Raw genomic sequence first — 20,195 nt, 5'->3', positions numbered from 1 at the left:
GAGTATGATCGGGCAAAAAATCGGACAATACAAGATAATCAGAGAATTAGGAAGCGGAGGGATGGGCACTGTCTATGAAGCCTATCAAGAGTCTCTCAACAGGCATGTAGCTATAAAAATTCTTCCATTTCATTTGTCTAAAGACAAAGACCTTGTGGAGAGGTTCCAGCGCGAGGCTAAAGCAGTAGCAAAATTAAATCATGCCCGGATTGTTCAAATCTACGACATTGGTGAGCACAAGGGAATGTATTACTTTGCCATGGAACTTATCAAGGGACAGACTTTGACCGAGATTATAAAACAACGGGGAGCGCTTTCCTGTGAGGATGCTTTAAGCATCACTTTTCAGGTTGCTGAGGCTTTGGAATGTGCTCACAAAGAGAGGGTAATTCATCGCGATATAAAATCGGGAAATATAATGATAGATAACAATGGTCATGTGAAAGTAACTGATTTTGGCATAGCTAAAGCTGTGGAATCTGAGAGCATCACACTTACAGGAACCATTATGGGTACGCCGGAGTATATGTCTCCGGAGCAGGCTAAAGGAGAGAAAATAGATTCCCGCTCCGACATTTACTCTCTTGGTATAGTTCTTTATGAGATGTTGACAGGAGAGGTTCCTTTCAAGGCGGAGACCCCGTACGGAGTTATGCATCAGCATATAAATGTAGAGGCTAAGCCTGTACCGGAGGTAAATCCTGACCTCCCATGGGAAGTAGAATTTATTGTTAGAAAATGCTTGATAAAGGATCTAAACTACAGATATCAAACAGCCACTGAAATACTTGAAGATATAAACAAATATCGAGTGGGTGCTTTTCATCCCAGTCCTATTAGTACTTCCTCTGAAGTGTCGACTCAGAAAAAAGGAAGACGTAAATTACTTATCATTGTATTTTCGGTGATAATAATTGCCATAGTTGGTGTTATCTTAGGCAAAAGGTTTTCAAGGCAGACATTGAAACCTTCCATTTCTCCTTCTTCTGCCTTAAGCTATCAGGCCAAAGAACAGGATGAAATTGAACAGCTCTTCTCCAAAGGGGATAGATTAGCCAAGGAGAAACAATACAGCCAGTCCATGATGTATTATCAGAAGATTATCGATAACTATCCTGTAACTCTTGCCGCAGATAATGCCAGGACAAAGATTACATATGTTAAAAAGAAAATCGATGAAGAGAAAATAGAAACCTTATTTAACTGCGCGCAGGACATGGAGAACAAGGGTGAAATAATAAAAGCCATATCAGGCTATCAGGAGATTGTGATTAAGTATCCTGATACTAAATGTGCAAAACTGGCTAAGGAGGCCATCAAGAGGATTGAAGAGTTTGAGAAGACAGGGAAAGGGGTAAGGGGAATAAGCGAGGAACCTCTTACCGGTCCGGAGAAGAAGATTGTGATGGAACTGGAGAAATTGATGGAGAAGGATATGAAGTTAATGGGTCTGACTATGAAGGGTGATCCCCTGCTTTTAGAAAACTATCTTCGGCAAAATCATTATGAAGAGATGAAGAGAATCAGCAAAATCGTAGGTTTAGAAGCAATGGAGTTTACTGGTATATGCGCTAGAATAATGATGGATGAGTTTGGACCTCCTCCAAGTAGAGACGGAAGACGTCCTGATGTAATTGAAGAAGGGCCAATGTTTAAAGCCGGAAGAAAAATTAAAGGAGAAATAGAGAAATTAATGGAAGCGGATATGAGGCTAATGGGGTTAGCTATGAAAGGCGATCGCAAACTATTAGAGAATTATCTTCTGAAAAATCATTATAACGATATGAAAAGAATTGGCAAAATGATGGGTTTAGGAGCACAGGAATTTGCCGCCCATCTGGCCAAAGAGATGTGTATGGGGCCTTCTGACAGACGTGACCAGCCCCGGCCCAGAGAGGACTATCGCAGAAGACCTTAGGACACGAATTTGACAGCACGCAAGATAATGTAGTAGAATTTTATTAAGAGAAAGAGATAGAAGAGCGATAGGAGGGACGAGACGATGGACAAGAAAACTATTTTGATAGTAGAGGACGATAATGAGCTTAGGGAGGCATTAAAGGCAATACTGGAAGCTGGCTGTGGTTATGAGGTGTTTGATGCTTCTAATGGTAAAAATGCCATAGCATTGCTTAGCACCAAGAAGCCACATATTGATGCTGCCATACTGGATATGGTTATGGTAGGGCATGGTGGCACTGTAAGAGACTATCTTAAGGAAAATCCTCAATATGAACAAATACCAATAATTTTTCATACTGGTCTTACAAAGGAACAGTTTGATAATAAAGTTCTTGAAGGCGCACATTATGTTCACAAAGAGTTTGGCAAGCAAACTGGAAGTATTGCAAAAATTGTAGAGCTTCTAAAAGAATTCTTAGATTAAAGCTATTCTGTAAAAATTATTCTTTTCTTGCAGGTAAAAATATATTGAAGGTAGTCCCTTTACCGACCTCAGAATTCACATCTATTCTTCCGCCATGTTCTTTAATTATCTTATGTGTCACTGCTAATCCGAGACCTGTTCCCTTCAATCCCTTGCTTGAATAAAAAGGTGTAAAAAGAGTTGTTAATACATCTTCAGGTATTCCAGATCCTGTATCAGACACAGACAATTTAAGCTGATCCCCCTCAACTATATACTCTGTAGCAATTGTAATTTTCCCATCCTTCTCCATCGCATCAAAAGCATTATTTATCAAGTTAAGCAGGGAACGATGGATGACTTGAGGATCTAATAAGAACTGTCCAATGTTTTTGTCAAGATGAGCATGCAGTTTAATACCCACATCTTCAGCCTTTTTACTCATTAGCTCTATAATTTCATCTACGACATCATTCAGATTACATGGCTGCAGCTGTGGTTTTCTTTCCTTAGAATAGGTAAGCATATCCATAACCACATCCCTTACTTTATTTATAGAGGCCTTAACTAACTTCCATCCTTTATTCATCAATATACTGTTTTTTTGTTTTATTCCCATATCTACTAAGATGCCACCACCATCCATCCCCACAAGAATATTCTTGACGTAGTGTGCCATGCCGGTTATGGCCTGTCCTATACCAGCTAATCGTTCTGCCTCAAGATTTTTTTCGTATAAACGCACATTATCTATAGCCAGCGCAGCTTCGTTGCCTAATGCAGTAAGCAAGTTTAAATCTTCGGTGTTAAAAGCCCCTTTAATCATGAGTGTATCAGCATAAATTACGCCCAAGGCTCTGTCTTTTGTTTTTAGGGGGACACACATTGCTGAATGAATTTGATGCTGGATAATACTCATTTGTTCTTTAAACCTTTTGTCTTCTAAAGCATCCGAACAGATTACCGATTTACCTTCATCTAAAACCTTACTCATAATACTGTGGCTTACGGTTAATTCTGCCCTATCTTTTTCGTCTCTTTTTTTCACTGCTTTAGGAACAAGTTTACCCGTTAATTCATCCTTGAGTATAATAAGAACCCGGTCAGCACTAATGTGTTGAAAAATCAAATCCAGAATTTTATTCAGGACGTCTTCTAATTTAAGCGCAGAACTAAGAAGTTCGCTAGCTTTATAAAGGGTAGCTAATATTTTATGAGTTCTCTTTAACTCCTCGTTACTTGCAGTTTCATAAGAGGTGGGAATAACAGCACTGGGCATTACAGCCTTTATAATAGTAAAAGAGCTCTCTTTTGGATGCGGGAAAGAAGATTTTTCTCCGAAGAGAATTCTTGTTTTGCCTATAACTATCTCGTCGCCGTCGTCCAACTTCTTTTCTTCAACGAAATTCCCATTTACAGAGGTGCCGTTTGTAGAATGCAGATCTTCCAATGTCCAGTCATTATGCAAAAAAGTTAGTTTAAGATGTTTCCCTGATATGCTCTTGTCCGAAATTATAATATCATTACCTTTCAGCCTTCCAATAGTAATAAGCTTTTTCTCCAAAGGAAATTCCCGAGCTCCACATTCTTCATCAAAAATTGTCAAAATGATCATTTTGGTTTCCTTTTGATTCTCCATCATGAATGATGTTAGAACTTTTTTGGGGAATTTGCAAGAAGCTTATGCCTCTATATTCCTTACTTCCCTCTATTCTCAAGGGAGGGGTAGGGTGAGTTTTTATTCTTATATGCGCAAATTTTTTTGCTTATTTTTCAAATATGTCAAAATATTTTGCTTAATAATCAGATTCAGTCCCGAAGAATTTTGGGACAAAAACCGTGGTCTATCGTCTATGGTCTGTGGTCAAATAGCATTCTTGGCATGAAAAATGCTTGTTATATAAAGCGAAAGAAAAATTCTAATTGGGAGGAGGTGAAAGAAATGATTAAATTACTGAAAAGTAAAAGAGGTTTCACGCTTGTTGAAATTATGATTGTTGTAGCGATTATTGGGCTTTTAGCAGCCATAGCTATTCCTAACTTCATCAAGTCCAGAAGCAGATCTAGAGACGCTGTATGTGTAAATGGCATGAAACAGATTGCATCAGCCCTTGAGCAGGTGTGCATGGAAGAAAATCTCGATGCTACGAATGGTGGCGCTGGATTTGCAGCTGGAGCAATTGTATGGGACGCACTTCCTGTGACAGGAGCATGGGGAATAGTAGGTAGTACGGCGTACCTAAAGACAGCTCCTGCATGTCCTATAGCAGCTGGTGCTTATACAGCAGGCTCATCAACAGTTGGGGTATTTCAGATTACTTGTCCAAGTCTGACAAGCCATGGACCAAATTTTCAGGCTACTAATAATCCATATACACTGCAATAAAGCTACTTGCTGGAAGGCTTGAAAAGATGTATAATAGCGGCGGGAGTTTTCTCCCGCCGCTGTTGTATTTAGAAAGGGGTATTGGATGGTAGTTATTCGGAGAAGGGGCAGAGGTTTTACGCTTGTTGAGATTATGATTGTTGTTGCGATCATAGCGCTTTTATTGACTATAGCCGTACCTAATTTTCTGAAGAATAGAACGATATCCAGAGATGTTGTATGTACAAACAACATGAAACAGATTGCATCCGGGCTTGAACAGGTGTGTATAGAGGAAAATCTTGATGCGACTAATGGCGGCGCTGGATTTGCAGCTGGGGCAATTTTGTGGAACGCAGCTCCTGCAACAGGAACATGGGGACTAGTGGCTGCCACAGGATACCTAAAGACCATCCCCACCTGTCCCATAGGAGCCGGTGCTGGATATATGGCAGGTTCAACTCCCGTTGGAAAAATCCAGATTACGTGTCCGAACGGAGCAGCTGGCAGAGGACATGGAGCAGCTTTTGTTGCAGCACAGTCATTCTCACTATGATAGGACTAGTTTTGGAGATGACAAATGAAAAAGCGCAAAGACATACGGATAGTTAAATTAAATCGTGGGTTTACGTTAATAGAAACCATGATAGCCATTTTGATTCTGAGTGTTGGTTTAATTGGGCTTTTTACTGCGTTTTCCAATGGACCTGCAACGATTAGAAGAACAGCTGAAATCTCTACTGCTACAAAGATAGCGCAGGACGCAATGGAAATAATACGCGACAGTTCATTTGCAACAATAACTGGTTGGGGAACATTCAGCAATCAGGATTTTACTGCTATCACAGGAAATGCTACACAGGGACTTGCAAATCTTAATAGCGGAGTGGTATTGCTTTCAATTTCTGATTTTATTGATAGTAATATAAAACAGGTCAGTATAACAGTTCAGTGGGCAGGGGCGCAGGGACAAACATTCAGTAGAAGCATTACTACGCTTGTGACTAATGGAGGCATCTAGAATGAAAAAGAAGCGGCTTTCAGGCGGGTTTACGATCATGGAAGTTATTGTTGCTGCTTCAATCGGAATAGTGATATTGAGTGCTGTTTTATTTCTATTTATAAGAGGCAATCAAATGTTTGTTTTTGACTCTCGTTATCTTGATACACAAAAAAATGCGAGATTAGTTCTGGACAATATAAGTCAGGATACAAGGCGTGCAGGAGATGTAGTGAGTATTGCAATAGGAAGTGTGCCTGCAAGTACGCTCCAGCAGTTGGTCCTGGAGGTCTCTTCAATCGATGCCAGTGGAAATCCCATAACCGGATCTAATGATTATTTTAGGTACGCATTAAATGGCACTAACTTAGAGAAAACAACCTGGGCAGCAGTTGGAAGCACAAGAACCTCAGGAACCAAGAATATAAGTTCAAATATATCTAACCTGGCATTTGGCTATCTTCCAACTCTTGCTGGCGCTACTCGCATAACAATATCAATTACAAGCACAGCAACTGTTATGAATAAAACACATACAAAAACTTTAAATACGTCTGTAAAATTAAGGAATAAATAATGGAGGTGATGTTATTTGAAACTGAACAGAAAAGGTAGCATTCTGGTACTAACTGCTTTGGTTTCTACATCCTTATTTGTCATAGCGGGTACCTATCTCTCGAGAATTGTTTTTGAGAATAGAATGACAAATAGGTCATATCGGCATACAGCTGCGGTCAATCTTGCAGAAGCAGGCATAGAAAGAGCAATTTATGAATATGCATATGGCGATATTACCACCTGGGCAGTTGATGCAAACGGAGATCCTGCTCAAACCATTACTCTATCAGACGCAGGCGGCAGAACAGTAGGAAGTGTTACGGTTACAGTTACCAACTCAGCTACAGGTACTCCCACAGTTACAGCTACAGGAACAGCTCCCAATGTAACTGACATAAACAGGTTTTCCAAGTTAATAAATGCTAATCTTCAGGTAAGTGGTTCACCATTTACACAAGGAATATTTGGAGATCAAGGCGTGACTCTTTCAGGTAACGGTGCGACTGATAGCTATAACTCTGACAATGGAACATATGCCAGTCAGTCACCCGGTAGCAACGGTTCTGTGGGCACTAATGCAACATCATCCGGAGCCGTCTCTTTAAGTGGAAATGCTATAGTTAATGGAAATGCTCAGATTGGTCCTGGTGGGGACGTAAGCACTGCAATAAACGCTTCTGGAAACGCTGTATTGAATGGGCAAAAAACAGCTGCATCCACTCTGTTTCCAATGCCGTCAGTCACTGTCCCAGCTGGTGTAAGTAGTAGTGGTGGTTTATCAATATCAGGAAATAATACCCAGACCCTTACATCCGGAACATATTGGTTTACATCAATACAGATTACAGGAAATGCAACATTAGTAATTAGCGGCGAGGTTACTATTTACGTTTCGGGAACTTGTCATGTAACTGGTAATGGTATCTCAAATCCTGGCACCCCATCTGATTGTCTGCTTTATGGAACAGATACCTGCACAAGTGTGAAATTTACGGGTAATGGGGATTTTGCAGGAGCGATATACGCCCCGGAAGCTGAGTTGAAGGTCACAGGTAATGGAGACCTCTTCGGCGCATTTGTAGGGGATACAGTAAAAATCTCAGGAAATGGTAACATTCATTATGATGAAGCCCTGGCGAATGTAAATCCTGGCGGCTTTCCAGGAACTGTTACGGTTACTCAATGGTATGATTGATGTATAGAAACAGACGCGGAAGCGTATTGGTTATTTCAGCTATAGTAATGCTTATTGTTGCCATTATAGCAGGAGCATATCTTTCCACGGTCGTTTTCCAAAAAAAGCTTACAATCAGGTCCTATCGTCTATCTGCAGCAAGGAATCTTGCAGAATCAGGGATTCAAGCAGCATTATGGGAGTTGGGATTTGGCCAGGGTTCATGGGTTGGCTGGGACACTTCAGGAGCAGTTTACACAAAGACTGTTCTCTCTTTTCAGACTCAAGGCGGAAAGGTTATAGGCGATTATATAATAAGCGTATCAAACTTAACATCAGCAAGTGCAACTATCACAGCAACCGGATATGCTCCGAACATGACAAATATAGACAAGGTAGAAAGGACAGTGAAAGTTGATGCAGAACGAATGGGAAATCCGGGAGTTGTTAATTCTGCGCTTCAGGCAGGAGGTAATGTTCTAGTTAGTGGAAACGGACTGATAGACGGAGATACCAGTACGGGCGTAACAATTCCGGCGGGTTTTACAGCCACTACAGCTGGCTCTGGGGAAATAACAGGCAGTCCGCCGGTAAGTAATGCTGCTTTTCCATCAATTGAAGATATATTTGGCCTGACGAAAGAAGAAATGGAAGGCATATCAACAAGAAACTATACTGACCCTCCGAATAATTCAGACGTGGATGGAATTACCTGGGTTAAATTTCAGGATAATTCATCGTTTAAGGTTACAACGACAGGATGGTATGGAAGCGGAATCCTTATAGTAGACGGTGATCTTGATGTAGCAGGCGGCACATTTGACGGTATAATGTATGTATTTGGCAATCTGACAATAAGTGGAAATCCCGAGATTTCCGGATCAGTCCTTGTGCAGACTCAAGCTGATACATCTGCAACAATATCTACGGGAAGGCCATTAGTGGTCTATAATTCCGTCAATGTAGCAAATGCTTTTGCCAACAACCTGCCGTGGCGTATAGTAAGCGGTTCCTGGCAGGAGTATTAAATTTGACAGCAACATCTCATAATAGTAGAATCAGGCTTATGATACCTAAATCAATTACAAAACTTTTCAGCACAAAACCTAAATCTAGAACCAGTTTAGGATTAGATATAGGAAGCAGCGCTGTCAAGATTGTCGAGCTTACTGTAAATGGAGATACCTTATGCTTGAGTAAAGTTGGTGTAGCTGAAATAATTGGAGATAATAAGGACAGTGTAGTTACTGCTATTAAGAAGGCTTTCGCAGAAGCGCATATCGCAACCACTAGGGTTAGTATAGGAGTGTCGGGACAATCGGTAATTGTAAGATATATTCGTGTTCCAAAGATGTCAGAAGAAGACTTAAGCGCTTCTTTGAAGTATGAAGCTGCAAAACACATTCCTTTTGATATGAATGAAGTGGAATTTGACTTTCAAGTTTTGGATAACGTAGCAAGCGAGACAAACATGATAGAAGTAATGCTTGTCGCTGTTAAGAAAGACTTAATCAATCAACGATTGGAGCTGTTAAAAGCCTGTGATCTGGAGCCGGTTATTATTGATGTTGATTCTTTTGCCACTATAAATGCCTTTGAACATGCGCTCAGCCCTGTCTTTAAGAAAAAGGATAATGTAATTTCGCTTATAAATATTGGCGCTCAGATGACGAATATAAGCATACTTGATAATGGCACTTCAAGGCTCACAAGGGATGTAAATATTGCGGGCGCGGATTATAGCAGGGCTATTAGTGAGGACCTAGGTATTGATATTAAAAAAGCTGAAGAGACAAAAAAGGCAAAAAGCAGATCCAAGGAAGTAACAGAAACGATAAAACATATTACGAGTAATCTCGTTAATGAGATACACATGTCGTTTGATTACTATGAAAGCCAAGTTCCTGATAAGAATATCGCAGATATATACTTAAGCGGAGGCAGTTCACAGATTTCCATAATAGGCGATATCATGCATGAAAAAATTGGAGTAGAAACGCACATTTGGAATACAACCAATAACCTGAAAATATCAGACGAAATCAGTGCAGAGAGAATAAAAAGACTTTATCCATTTCTAACAGTTGCTGTTGGGCTTGCTCTGAGGAGTCTAAATAAATAATGATTACGATAAACCTGCTCCCCACTGGGTTAAGAAAAGCTAGAAGAGGTTTGAAACTACCCGGGATGGAAATCTTCATAACAGGGGGCATTATACTGGTTGTTGTAATGGTTATTATTTATCTTATCAGTTTTTCCAGCGCGAAGTTCATGGGATGGACGCATAACAAACTGGTCGCTGAATATTCTAAATTAGAACCAATAATGCGTGAGGCGGAAAAGTTGGAAGGCGCAAAAAAATCTATTGATAAAAAAATTGCTCTTCTTGGAGGACTTATTCATTCCCGAATTATATGGGCAAAGAGATTAAACCAGTTAGGCGATATACTGCCTACTCAAACGTGGCTCACAAAGATGGCTGTTGAAAAAAGAACTGAAATGGTTTCTGTAACACCTGATGGTCATGGAAAGGCAGGTATCTCAACGAAAGCGAGCCCTGACGCAGGTAAAAAGGTTAAGAAGAGCTACAATGTCTTTATTCTGGAGGGCATGGCTCTGTCAAGAGAAAACGAAGATATGACAAGACGCATTGGAGACTTAATTAAAAAAGTCAGGGAGGATAGTATTTTTTTAAGCGACTTCTCCAGTGTCAGCCTTGTATCTACCTGTCGGGTTAGTGTAGCAGATGTAGATATTATGTCATTTAAAATAGGATGTAGATTTAAGCAATGAAAAAGAATGAACGAATTATCTTATTTGTTATTGTAGCTTTGGGAATTCTTATAGGTTATTATTATTTATTAACACCCCAGATTGCACGGATTTCTCTCTTGAGAAAAAACATAACACAGAAAAAAGCTGAAATACAAAAAGCAAAGATTATGGTTTCTAAAAAACCTCAATTAGAACGTGAATTTCAGACAGTGCAAAAACTAATAAAAGAATACCAGAAACGCATGCCTGGAGAGGATAAAATTCCTGACTTTCTATCCTCGCTGACAGATATTGCTAATGAATATAAAGTTAAATTAATGTCTATTGATCCAGGCAAGTTAAAGACATCAGGTAAAGCCAGTATATATACTGAATACCCGATGGCGCTCGGTATTAAAGGTGGCTATCACCAAATAGCCAGATTCGTGAACAAACTGGAAAATCTGGAAAGGTTCGTTAAGATAAATCATATAAGTATTATCTCAGATAAAAAGGATGAGTTAAAACATACTGCGGATATTTATCTGAGTATATTCATTTTTCAGGAGACAAAATCTAAATGACCAAAACAATGTTTCGGATTTTTCTTTGTTTTGCCACTTTGTGCCTTCTCTTGTCTTCCGGCTGTTCAAAGCCTGCGCAGGATAATGTGAGTTTATCAAGACAAAAGAAGGTTAATATTTCAACGAAAAAAATCTCAGAACCTAAGAATAGAGAACCTGTTTTTGTGTATAACACTCATGGAAGAAGAGACCCATTTATCCCTCTTATATCAGAGAATAAGACCGTTATGGCCCCGACTGGCTGGAGTTTTATAAGTTCAAAATTGCCCGAGATGAAAATAGAAGGAGTTCTATTTGATAATACCAAACCTCTTGCCATTATAAACGATAAGATTGTTGCGGCAGGAGATAATATCAGCAACTGCAAAATTGTATCAATAACCAGAGAAGAAATAGTGATCAGATATATGAATAAGGAATATAGTGTAAAAATGAGTGGAGATAAATTATGAGGAAATTACATGTTTTTTTAGTACTTGCAATGTGTGTTGGTCTGGTTTTTAGTTCTGTCTCATATGCGGGTAATCAGCTAGAAGGCGAAAAGATCACATTAGACCTTAAAGACGCTGATATACGCAATGTTATAAGAATGCTTTCCCATAAGGGTAATGTCAATATAGTTGCAGGAGAAGAGGTGAAAGGAACAATTTCGCTTCTTTTGCAAAATGTAGGTTGGGAACAAGCGTTACAGACAATTCTTGATGTCAGCGGGTATGCTTACGAGCGAAAAGGAAATTTGATAAAGGTTATGACTGCAGAGAAGATGAAAAAAATAAAAGGGGAACAGCTTGCCATTAAGGAAACTACAAAGGCAGAGGCAGAGTTGGTAACAAGAATTTTCTCTCTAAATTTTGCAGATGTTGAAAAGCTCCAGAAATCAGTTACAAAAATGCTCTCATCAAGAGGAAAAATTGAGAGCGATTCGCGCACGAATACTTTGATAGTTACTGATATTCAGGAGAATATTGACCAAATAGCAGAAATTGCGCAAAGATTGGATATTAGAACTCCTCAAGTTCTTATTGAGGCAGCTATTATAGATGTAAAAATAACGGGACAGACCAAGTACGGTATTGACTGGGATTTAGAAAAAGTTACTGGAGGAACAAACATAAAGATGGGAACAGCAAAGACTGAGGGCTGGTTCTCTCAGGGTCTAACTACAACTACAGGAGGTCTCCAGCATGCCATTACCAACTATAATATTGGTCAGTGGAATATCGGAGCAACTCTTCAATGGTTAAGATATAACGCAGATGTGAAAATACTTGCCCGACCCAGGCTCTTAGTTCTTGATAATCAGGAAGCGAATATAGAAATAACAGAGAGTATTCCATATACAAAAATTACAACTAATGCCGATGGAACACAGACGTCAACAACTGACTTTAAAGAGGTGGGAACATATCTTACTGTAAAGCCTCACATAACAAATGACGGGTTTGTCTCCATGCTTGTTAAGCCAAAACATAGTTTTTCAGTAGGTGAATATAGTTCTGAACCCATAATAGACTCTCGCTCGTTAGAAACGAGCCTGTTGACCAAGGACGGCCGTATGGTTATAGTTGGCGGGCTCAGGCGAAATTATAACACGATTACTGTGTATAAGGTGCCAATACTCGGAGATATTCCATTACTTGGTTATCTTTTTAAGAAGAATACGACTGAGAAAACAAGGATGGAATTAATTATTCTTATCACTCCTACCATTGTAACAGAGGAGACTGAGTTGACTGAAGACGAAAAAGCAAGTGTTCAGAAAATGGATGAAACATGGGAGAAAACAAATCCTGATAAAAAACTACCGACAAAAATATGGAGAGGGACTGATATAAATCTAAATATTGATAAAATATCAAGATAATAAGGAGCTATCACTATGAAGAGAAGCGAAGATATGTCGATAACGAAGGCACATGCCCGTCGTAATATTTTTATAAACATTGCTCTTGTAATTATTATGCTGATATTGATAGGAGCATTTGTTTTTTTAGGCACATACGCATTATCCTGGGATCAGGTTGTGCTTTATGTCAGCATAGCTATTCTGCTTGGTGTTATAGCGTTCTTAATGTTTCTGATTAAAAAAATTAATACAAATATAGTGAAGATGATGGCAAAAGCTAAAATAGCAGATGACCCAGCAGATGACCCGGAATTAAAAGAAGTGGGAATAGACGAATTAAGTGTCTCATTGGATAAAATTACAAAAAAGCTTAGGGGGGATATGTCTGATCTTTATCAAACTGAGGCAAAAATAAGCGGTCTCAGCTATGAAATCAATAGATTGCTTGAAAAAACCAATTCCTTAACCATTACAGACAAATTAACGGGCTTATACAACTTGAAATATTACGAAGAATATTTGAACGAAGAGTTAAAACGGGCGGCTATGTATGAGCGTCCATGTTCTATAATTGGGTTTGATGTTGACAATCTGGATGTATATTTGAAAAAGCTTGGTGGAAATATTAAGAATAAGATTCTAAAGAAGATTGCAGGTATCCTGAGAGAGAATGCAAGAGATATTGACAAGGTAGCTCGTTACAAGGATACCATATTCTGCATTATTCTCCCTGAGATCAATAAAAAGGAAGCTTATGCTCTTGCTGAAAAAGTAAGAAAAGCGGTTGCCAATGAATCTATCCCAGATGCAGAAAGCATAATAAAAGATACAAAGATTACCGTAAGCGCAGGTATAGTTGCCAACCCCATTGATGGCGACGTTGCAGAAGAATTAAATAATAAATTATATCGCGCAATGGAGCAGGCTAAGAAAGGAAAAGGGAACAAAGTGATTATGTTTCCAGGATAATATTATGTCAAGAACCATTAGAAAACGACTCGGAAAGATACTTATAGAGAGGGATGTTATTACGGAACGACAACTGGATGAAGCATTGAAAATTCAGGAGCTAAAGGGTGGTTTTCTGGGTCAGATTTTAGTCAGTCTGGGATCTGCGACTGAGGAACAGGTGGTTAACGCCCTTACTTCTCAGTTTGGATTCCCATATCTTCCTTTGAAAAACTATGAGATTGATCAGGATATACTCAAGTTAATTCCGGAATCAATCATAAGGCATTATCACCTAATTCCTATAGATAAAATGGATAATATCATAGTATTAGCCATGGCTGACCCGCTAAACGATGCTGCAATTGAGGATGTAAAGATTGCCACTAACTCCAATGTGAGAATCTTTGTCAGTGGAGGAGAGGATATTGAAGATATTATTACTCGTTATTTTGGCCCGGGGAAGCGTAAAAAAATTACCAGAACAACAGAAGAATATATGACAGATGTTGACTTTAAGCAGTTGGTAAGAGAGAAGGGAAATAAAGAAAAATTATGATTATGTCTTTAAAGGACAACCTATCAAGAATTCTACTTGATGGAGGAATAATTACAGAGGAACAGTTAAAAGAGGCACTCCATGATCAGAGGGAAAAAGGCGGCAGTTTAAGCCGGATTATTTATAAAAAAGGCTTTGCTGATGAGAAGACCCTTATGGCGTGCTTAAGCGAACAATTAAATATCCCTCCGATAAATCTTTCAAAATTTAAAATTTCAAAAGAGGTTATAGAAACAATACCGAAGACAATTGCCAAAAAGTATTCCATTGTTCCAATCTCTAAGATAGGAAAAACCCTTACGATTGCCATGCTGGATCCTCTTAATGTGTTTGCTATAGACGATTTAAAAAGCACTACTGGATACGAGATAGATCCTGTAATAGCCACAGAAAAGGATATTCTCAATGCTATTGACCAGTATTATGAAGTATCTTTTGATATGAAAGAGATTTTAAGGGACATTGATATTAAGGAACCTGCTGAGAAAAGGGAAGAACTAGATTTAGAAAAACTCTTAAGGGAAACTGAGGAAGCTCCAGTTGTAAAAATGGTTAATTTTATTCTCGCTCAAGCAATTAAGGAGAAAGCAAGCGATATTCATATTGAACCGGAGGATAAGGCATTGCGCATCCGCTATCGTATTGACGGTGTTCTTTACGAGAGGTTGTCTCCACCTAAAAAACTTCAGGCTGCACTAATCTCCAGAATAAAGATTATGTCCAATCTGGATATAGCAGAACGAAGGCTTCCGCAGGATGGCCGTATGAGGATTGTATTAAATAATAAGGAAATAGACTTTCGCGTATCAATTCTACCAATAATTTTTGGGGAAAAGGTGGTATTGCGTATTCTGGATAAGAGTAGTTTAACACTGAATCTGGAGAAATTAGGATTTGGAGAAAAAGAGCTGGAAATATTTACAGAATCTATTTCCAGACCACATGGAATGATCCTTCTAACTGGACCAACAGGTAGTGGTAAAACCACAACGCTTTATTCTGCGTTAAGCAAAATAAATACACCAACTAAGAATATTATTACAGTTGAGGATCCTGTAGAATATCAACTAAAGGGAATCAATCAGGTGCAAGCTCACTCAGATATAGGTCTGACATTTGCCGGCGGCTTACGATCTATATTAAGGCAGGATCCTGATATTATAATGGTTGGAGAGATAAGGGATTTTGAAACTGCTGATATTGCGATAAAATCCGCTCTGACAGGTCATTTGGTCTTCAGCACGTTACACACAAATGATGCTCCCGGAGCAATTACAAGGTTGATAGATATGGGGATTGAGCCGTTTCTTCTCTCATCTTCTGTAATAATGGTTGCTGCGCAGAGACTCATGCGAAAAATATGCGAAAACTGCAAAGAAAAAATTGATCTGCAGGAAAAGGCAAAAGAGAATTTTGCCCATATTCTGCAACAGCCAATTTCCAAAATATCAGATTTAACAATATATAAAGGAAAGGGCTGCGAGCTTTGTAATGACACTGGATACAAAGGCAGAGTTGCTGTTGTTGAAATACTAAAGATAGATGATGAGATCAAGCAACTAATTATGAACAAGGCCACTTCAGGTGAGATTAAGGAAGCTGCTGTAAAAGGCGGAATGATAACATTGCAGGAAAGCGGTATAGATCTAATCAAAAAGGGCACGACTACCATAGAAGAAGTTTTGCGCGTAACAGCGGAATAGAAAAGACTAAATTCGAAGCACGAAACACTAAATACGAAACAATATCAAATGACCAAAATACAAATGTTCAAAACAATGTTTAGGATTTTGAAAATTAGAGTTTTAGATTTGTTTCGGATTTCGATATTCGGATTTCGGATTTTATTAAAGAGGTAAGTCATGCCGACATATAAGTATATTGCGATTGATAAAGATGGAAAGAGAATAGAGGCTCTTCATTCTGCTGAAAGCGAAAAAAATCTCGTTAGCACTCTCAGAGCTAACCAATTAACAATAGTCTCTATAACTGAACAAAAAAAAAGAGCATTTATATTTAAGAAGAGTACTAAAATAAAGTCCAATGATTTAATTCTCTTTAGCAGACAGTTGGCTACAATGGTTAATGCGGGATTGCCTCTGGTTCAGGGGCTGGATACACTTGCTGACCAAATGGAAAATCCTTCTTTAAAAACACTTGTTAGAAAACTGGAAAATGATGTGGAGGGGGGAGAAAGCTTTTCTCAGGCTCTCTTAAAACACCAAAAAGTGTTCTCGGAATTTTATGTAAGCATGGTAAGGGCAGGGGAAGAAAGTGGTACATTGGATGAAATCCTTAACCGTCTTGCAACATATCTTGAGAACTCCGCCAAACTTGCCAGAAAGGTAAAATCTGCCATGGTGTATCCAGCAGTGGTTACTGGTATGTCTATTCTTATAGTTATGGTTTTAATATTGAAAGTAGTTCCAACGTTTAAAAATATTTTTGATGCTTTTGGCGGAACTCTTCCTCTTCCGACAAGAGTACTTATAGGAACGAGCGAGATTCTCAAAGATTATTTTCTGATTGTAGCAGGAATCTTAGCTGTTGCTTTCTTCTTATTACGTAAATATGTGCAGACTGAAAAAGGAAGACTTCAGTTTGACGGATTGAAACTTCGTATAATTATTTTCGGCGCTCTCATGAAGAAGGTAGCTCTGGCAAAGTTTGCAAGAACACTGTGTACACTGATAAAGAGCAGTGTTCCTATTCTTAAGGCGCTTGAAATAGTTGGAGCTACTTCAGGGAATAAGGTGTTAGAGAAAACTCTTAGCAGTGTTGGAATAGGTGTTAAAGAGGGGAAAAGCATTGCAGAGCCGCTTAGTAAAAGTAAATTTTTCCCAGCAATGGTTGTCAGGATGATATCGGTTGGTGAAGCAACAGGCGCTCTGGAAGATATGTTGACAAAGATCGCTGATTTTTACGAATCCGAAGTTGATGCTGCAGTAGACGGATTAACCTCTGTGATAGAACCTGTTTTAATCTGTTTTTTGGGTATAATAATAGGTGGTATTGTTATTGCCATGTTCCTGCCAATACTCAAGATGAGTACTCTGGTAACAGAGGGTTTCTAAAAAGATGCAACTCTCTGAATCCATCCAGGAAAAAGTCTCCCGACTTAAAGCATTAATGATCGCAAGACTTCTCATAGTAACAGCTATGCTTGGTATAGGAACTTTTGTGTTTCGGGCAGAGAATATCCCCTTTTACTGGTTAATATCTGTAATGTTTCTTTTGACCATAGCATACAGCATTCTTTTAATAAAAAGGACGTACTTAGATACCTTAATACGTGTTCAAATTATTGCAGATGTGATATGGATTGGTATATTGGTCTATTACTCCGGCGGAATAGACAGTATCTTTACATTTTTATATGTTATTTCTATAATTGCAGGCAGTCTGTTACTCCCTCTTGGAGAGGGATTAGTGTTAACTTCGTTTGCAGTAATAACTTATTTTGCAATTATCATTCTGCAGTATAATCCTGATTTTTTACCTAAGAGCGTGGTTATATACATTACCTGTTTTCGGGCAATAATATTTTACCTCGTATCAATATTAAGCGGAACACTGGCAAAAACCCTTAAGCACAGGACCAAACAACTGAGAGAATTACAGAATTTCACAGATAACATATTGCAAAACATGGCTAGCGGGCTCATAACTGTTGACTCCAACGGAATGATATCATATTTTAACCAGGCTGCCTCAGACATCCTCGGATATCAAAGAGAAGAAGCTGTGGGAACTGCATGGAAAGCGCTGTTTCCTGATAGCAGGATTAAGATGGAGAATTACGTCAATAAGAATTTTGATTTAGAAGGACGCTCTTCTTTGCAATTTGAATCTAATATTCGAAGAAAAAATGGCGATCTGCTGTTAATCGGTTTCAATATTTCGCCGTTAAAAACTAATGATGGAGAGTTTGAAGGGATAATATTTATTTTTAGAGATTTAAGCGTGATCAAAGAACTAGAACGCAAATTAAGCCAGAATGACAGATTAGTCCTTATGGGAAAGATGTCAGCAAAAATAGCGCACGAAGTCAGGAATCCTCTCGCTTCCTTGAGAGGTTCTGCTGAGATGCTGAAGGAAGATGATAAAATTAGTCATAGCAGCAGAAAGTTACTGGAACTAATTATCCGTGAATCTGATAAGATCAATGAAAGAGTTACAGGCTTTCTTAATCTGTCAAAACCAGCAAAACCCAGGTTAAAAAGATGCAACATACATGCAATAATTAAAAATGTTTTGGTTTTACTAAGAAGTCGGGGTGATGTTAATCCTGAAATCAATATAGAATATAATGTAAATAGCAATAAGCTATTTTCTCTTGTAGATGCAGAACAAATAGAACAGATGTTTTTGAATCTATGTCTTAATGCACTCCAGGCAATGCCTGAAGGTGGAACTCTCGCAATAGAGGCAGATACGAGAGATGAAATGATAGAGGTTAGATTTACTGATACTGGAAAAGGATTGTCTGCTGATGAGAAGAAAAGTCTTTTTGACCCATTTTCAACAACAAGTGAGAAGGGGACAGGTCTGGGGTTAAGTATTGTCAGGGAAATAATAGATGCTCATAACGGACAAATAGAGGTTATTAGTAAAAAAGGGAAAGGTAGTAGTTTTATAGTTAAACTTCCTGTAGCTGAGAAAAACGACAATGCCTAAGAATAAAATACTTGTAATTGACGATGAGAAGAGCATGCTTGAGTTTCTTTCAATAATGCTTACAAAAGACGGTTTTAGTGTTGCTAGTTCAGACAGGGGGAAAGAAGGCATAAATATGTTTAAAAATACTCATTTTGACCTTGTGATCGTTGATATAAAAATGCCGGAAATTAGTGGTATAGATGTATTGAAATCTATAAGAAGTTATGACACTAGCGCTGTTGTTCTGATGATTACTGCGTATGCTTCAGTGGATACAGCGATTGAAGCGATGAAACTAGGCGCTTTTGATTATATTGCAAAGCCATTTAAGATAGAAAGGATCAGGGTTGTTATTAGAAAAGCTCTTCAGCAAAGGGAATTGCTTGATGAAAACATAAATCTAAAAAAACAGTTAAAGTCTGAGTATGATTTTAAAAATATAATAGGCAACAGCCTTCCTATTAGAGATGTTTTTGATAAGGTGAGAAAAATCTCGCACACAGACGCAACAGTTCTTCTCTATGGAGAAACTGGTGCTGGGAAAGAGCTTTTTGCCAGGGCAATACATTATAACAGTCCTAGAAAAAGCAACCCTTTTATATCAATTGATTGCGGAGCATTGACTGAAACATTACTTGAGTCTGAACTCTTCGGGCATGTAAAGGGTGCATTTACAGGAGCGATAGAACATAAAAAGGGATTATTTGAAGCAGCAGATGGAGGAACAATTTTTCTTGATGAAGTTGGAGTGGCTTCTCCTCAGATACAGACTAAGCTTCTGAGGGTTTTGCAGGAACACGAAATAAAGCGGGTTGGAGGAAACAAAAGTATTAAAGTGGATGTAAGGGTAATAGCTGCTACTAATACAGATTTAGAACAACAGATAAAGGACGGCAAATTTAGAGAAGACTTGTTTTACAGACTGAGTGTTATTCCAATAGTGCTACCTCCGCTGCGGGAAAGAAGAGACGATATTCCTTTGCTAGTAAGCCACTTCTTAAAAAAATATACCCGGAAAGCTGGCAGTAAAAGCAAAAAGATATTACCAGAAGTTGTGCAGATCTTAATGAAATATAACTGGCCTGGAAACATAAGAGAACTGGAAAATGTAATAGAAAGAGCTGTTATTCTCGAAGAGGGAGATACAATTTCTATAGAAAGTCTTCCTGATAAACTGCGAGAGCAGGAAATAGAAATAGACGAAGATCGTCTTATTGCAGAAGGATTAAAAAACACTGTTGAACAAACAGAAAGAAATATAATACTTAAAGCGTTCAAAGAATGTGCAGGAAATCAGTATCAAACAGCGAAAAAGCTGAAAGTCTCCAGACAAAACCTGCAATATAAGTTGAAAAAATATAGAATAATTGAGTAGAATCAAGC

20 protein-coding genes are annotated in these 20,195 nt (G+C 38.5%); 19 read left to right on the top strand and 1 reads right to left on the bottom strand.

Annotated elements, in window-relative coordinates; genetic code table 11:
* Positions 1-4 precede the first annotated feature (4 nt).
* Positions 5-1,918, top strand: coding sequence for a protein kinase (locus Q7J67_01980; protein ID MDO9464056.1), 1,914 nt, complete (start codon positions 5-7; stop codon positions 1,916-1,918).
* Between the two features lie 84 nt (positions 1,919-2,002).
* The gene (locus Q7J67_01975) at positions 2,003-2,386 is read left to right on the top strand and encodes a response regulator (GenBank protein ID MDO9464055.1); all 384 of its coding nucleotides are present in this window, start codon (positions 2,003-2,005) and stop codon (positions 2,384-2,386) included.
* Between the two features lie 16 nt (positions 2,387-2,402).
* Here the strand turns inward: Q7J67_01975 and Q7J67_01970 are convergent, their stop codons facing one another.
* Complete coding sequence (locus Q7J67_01970) at positions 2,403-3,980, bottom strand: ATP-binding protein (protein ID MDO9464054.1); 1,578 nt, start codon at positions 3,978-3,980, stop codon at positions 2,403-2,405.
* A gap of 327 nt (positions 3,981-4,307) precedes the next feature.
* Between Q7J67_01970 and Q7J67_01965 the strand changes: the two genes are divergently transcribed.
* From Q7J67_01965 to Q7J67_01885, 17 genes are all read left to right on the top strand, one after another.
* Positions 4,308-4,751 (top strand): prepilin-type N-terminal cleavage/methylation domain-containing protein, encoded by a 444-nt coding sequence (locus Q7J67_01965; GenBank protein ID MDO9464053.1) that lies wholly within the window; start codon positions 4,308-4,310, stop codon positions 4,749-4,751.
* Positions 4,752-4,836: 85 nt separating this feature from the next.
* A complete protein-coding gene (locus Q7J67_01960) occupies positions 4,837-5,286 on the top strand; it encodes a prepilin-type N-terminal cleavage/methylation domain-containing protein (protein ID MDO9464052.1) in 450 nt (149 codons plus the stop codon).
* Between the two features lie 24 nt (positions 5,287-5,310).
* On the top strand, positions 5,311-5,751 hold the full coding sequence (locus Q7J67_01955) for a prepilin-type N-terminal cleavage/methylation domain-containing protein (protein MDO9464051.1): 441 nt from the start codon (positions 5,311-5,313) through the stop codon (positions 5,749-5,751).
* Position 5,752: 1 nt separating this feature from the next.
* Positions 5,753-6,307 (top strand): hypothetical protein, encoded by a 555-nt coding sequence (locus Q7J67_01950; protein ID MDO9464050.1) that lies wholly within the window; start codon positions 5,753-5,755, stop codon positions 6,305-6,307.
* A 15-nt stretch (positions 6,308-6,322) separates the two neighbouring features.
* Positions 6,323-7,483: a hypothetical protein gene (locus tag Q7J67_01945; GenBank protein MDO9464049.1), complete on the top strand. Its 1,161-nt coding sequence runs from the start codon at positions 6,323-6,325 to the stop codon at positions 7,481-7,483.
* Positions 7,483-8,490: a hypothetical protein gene (locus Q7J67_01940; GenBank protein MDO9464048.1), complete on the top strand. Its 1,008-nt coding sequence runs from the start codon at positions 7,483-7,485 to the stop codon at positions 8,488-8,490. Before Q7J67_01945 ends, Q7J67_01940 begins: the two co-directional genes overlap by 1 nt.
* A 2-nt stretch (positions 8,491-8,492) precedes the next feature.
* On the top strand, positions 8,493-9,584 hold the full coding sequence (pilM, locus tag Q7J67_01935; protein MDO9464047.1) for a type IV pilus assembly protein PilM: 1,092 nt from the start codon (positions 8,493-8,495) through the stop codon (positions 9,582-9,584).
* Entirely contained in the window at positions 9,584-10,255 is a 672-nt protein-coding gene (locus tag Q7J67_01930) for a hypothetical protein (protein MDO9464046.1), read from the top strand. The genes pilM and Q7J67_01930 overlap by 1 nt, the downstream gene beginning before the upstream one ends.
* Entirely contained in the window at positions 10,252-10,800 is a 549-nt protein-coding gene (pilO, locus tag Q7J67_01925) for a type 4a pilus biogenesis protein PilO (protein ID MDO9464045.1), read from the top strand. Before Q7J67_01930 ends, pilO begins: the two co-directional genes overlap by 4 nt.
* Positions 10,797-11,252, top strand: coding sequence for a hypothetical protein (locus tag Q7J67_01920; GenBank protein MDO9464044.1), 456 nt, complete (start codon positions 10,797-10,799; stop codon positions 11,250-11,252). The genes pilO and Q7J67_01920 overlap by 4 nt, the downstream gene beginning before the upstream one ends.
* Positions 11,249-12,664 (top strand): type IV pilus secretin PilQ, encoded by a 1,416-nt coding sequence (gene pilQ / locus Q7J67_01915; protein MDO9464043.1) that lies wholly within the window; start codon positions 11,249-11,251, stop codon positions 12,662-12,664. Before Q7J67_01920 ends, pilQ begins: the two co-directional genes overlap by 4 nt.
* Before the next feature lie 15 nt (positions 12,665-12,679).
* Positions 12,680-13,615 carry a diguanylate cyclase gene (locus Q7J67_01910; GenBank protein ID MDO9464042.1) on the top strand — a complete coding sequence of 312 codons (936 nt, stop codon included), beginning with the start codon at positions 12,680-12,682 and terminating at the stop codon, positions 13,613-13,615.
* 4 nt (positions 13,616-13,619) lie between these two features.
* On the top strand, positions 13,620-14,153 hold the full coding sequence (locus tag Q7J67_01905) for a hypothetical protein (GenBank protein ID MDO9464041.1): 534 nt from the start codon (positions 13,620-13,622) through the stop codon (positions 14,151-14,153).
* Entirely contained in the window at positions 14,150-15,856 is a 1,707-nt protein-coding gene (pilB, locus tag Q7J67_01900) for a type IV-A pilus assembly ATPase PilB (GenBank protein ID MDO9464040.1), read from the top strand. Before Q7J67_01905 ends, pilB begins: the two co-directional genes overlap by 4 nt.
* A 159-nt stretch (positions 15,857-16,015) precedes the next feature.
* Positions 16,016-17,227: a type II secretion system F family protein gene (locus Q7J67_01895; GenBank protein MDO9464039.1), complete on the top strand. Its 1,212-nt coding sequence runs from the start codon at positions 16,016-16,018 to the stop codon at positions 17,225-17,227.
* Positions 17,228-17,231: 4 nt separating this feature from the next.
* A complete protein-coding gene (locus tag Q7J67_01890) occupies positions 17,232-18,830 on the top strand; it encodes an ATP-binding protein (protein ID MDO9464038.1) in 1,599 nt (532 codons plus the stop codon).
* Positions 18,823-20,187 (top strand): sigma-54 dependent transcriptional regulator, encoded by a 1,365-nt coding sequence (locus Q7J67_01885; protein ID MDO9464037.1) that lies wholly within the window; start codon positions 18,823-18,825, stop codon positions 20,185-20,187. Before Q7J67_01890 ends, Q7J67_01885 begins: the two co-directional genes overlap by 8 nt.
* The last annotated feature ends 8 nt before the right edge of the window (positions 20,188-20,195 follow it).

This window comes from bacterium (genome assembly GCA_030652805.1).
GTDB lineage: Bacteria > JAHJDO01 > JAHJDO01 > JAHJDO01 > JAHJDO01 > JAHJDO01.
The sequence above is the reverse complement of the archived record's forward strand: the minus strand, read 5'-3'. Positions and strand labels throughout refer to the sequence as shown.

Coding starts and splice junctions, on each gene's coding strand:
- Q7J67_01980 (MDO9464056.1), top strand. CDS start 5: ATGATCGGGCAAAAAATCGGACAATACAAGATAATCAGAGAATTAGGA.
- Q7J67_01975 (MDO9464055.1), top strand. CDS start 2,003: ATGGACAAGAAAACTATTTTGATAGTAGAGGACGATAATGAGCTTAGG.
- Q7J67_01970 (MDO9464054.1), bottom strand. CDS start 3,980: ATGATCATTTTGACAATTTTTGATGAAGAATGTGGAGCTCGGGAATTT.
- Q7J67_01965 (MDO9464053.1), top strand. CDS start 4,308: ATGATTAAATTACTGAAAAGTAAAAGAGGTTTCACGCTTGTTGAAATT.
- Q7J67_01960 (MDO9464052.1), top strand. CDS start 4,837: ATGGTAGTTATTCGGAGAAGGGGCAGAGGTTTTACGCTTGTTGAGATT.
- Q7J67_01955 (MDO9464051.1), top strand. CDS start 5,311: ATGAAAAAGCGCAAAGACATACGGATAGTTAAATTAAATCGTGGGTTT.
- Q7J67_01950 (MDO9464050.1), top strand. CDS start 5,753: ATGAAAAAGAAGCGGCTTTCAGGCGGGTTTACGATCATGGAAGTTATT.
- Q7J67_01940 (MDO9464048.1), top strand. CDS start 7,483: ATGTATAGAAACAGACGCGGAAGCGTATTGGTTATTTCAGCTATAGTA.
- Q7J67_01930 (MDO9464046.1), top strand. CDS start 9,584: ATGATTACGATAAACCTGCTCCCCACTGGGTTAAGAAAAGCTAGAAGA.
- pilO (MDO9464045.1), top strand. CDS start 10,252: ATGAAAAAGAATGAACGAATTATCTTATTTGTTATTGTAGCTTTGGGA.
- Q7J67_01920 (MDO9464044.1), top strand. CDS start 10,797: ATGACCAAAACAATGTTTCGGATTTTTCTTTGTTTTGCCACTTTGTGC.
- pilQ (MDO9464043.1), top strand. CDS start 11,249: ATGAGGAAATTACATGTTTTTTTAGTACTTGCAATGTGTGTTGGTCTG.
- Q7J67_01910 (MDO9464042.1), top strand. CDS start 12,680: ATGAAGAGAAGCGAAGATATGTCGATAACGAAGGCACATGCCCGTCGT.
- Q7J67_01905 (MDO9464041.1), top strand. CDS start 13,620: ATGTCAAGAACCATTAGAAAACGACTCGGAAAGATACTTATAGAGAGG.
- pilB (MDO9464040.1), top strand. CDS start 14,150: ATGATTATGTCTTTAAAGGACAACCTATCAAGAATTCTACTTGATGGA.
- Q7J67_01895 (MDO9464039.1), top strand. CDS start 16,016: ATGCCGACATATAAGTATATTGCGATTGATAAAGATGGAAAGAGAATA.
- Q7J67_01890 (MDO9464038.1), top strand. CDS start 17,232: ATGCAACTCTCTGAATCCATCCAGGAAAAAGTCTCCCGACTTAAAGCA.
- Q7J67_01885 (MDO9464037.1), top strand. CDS start 18,823: ATGCCTAAGAATAAAATACTTGTAATTGACGATGAGAAGAGCATGCTT.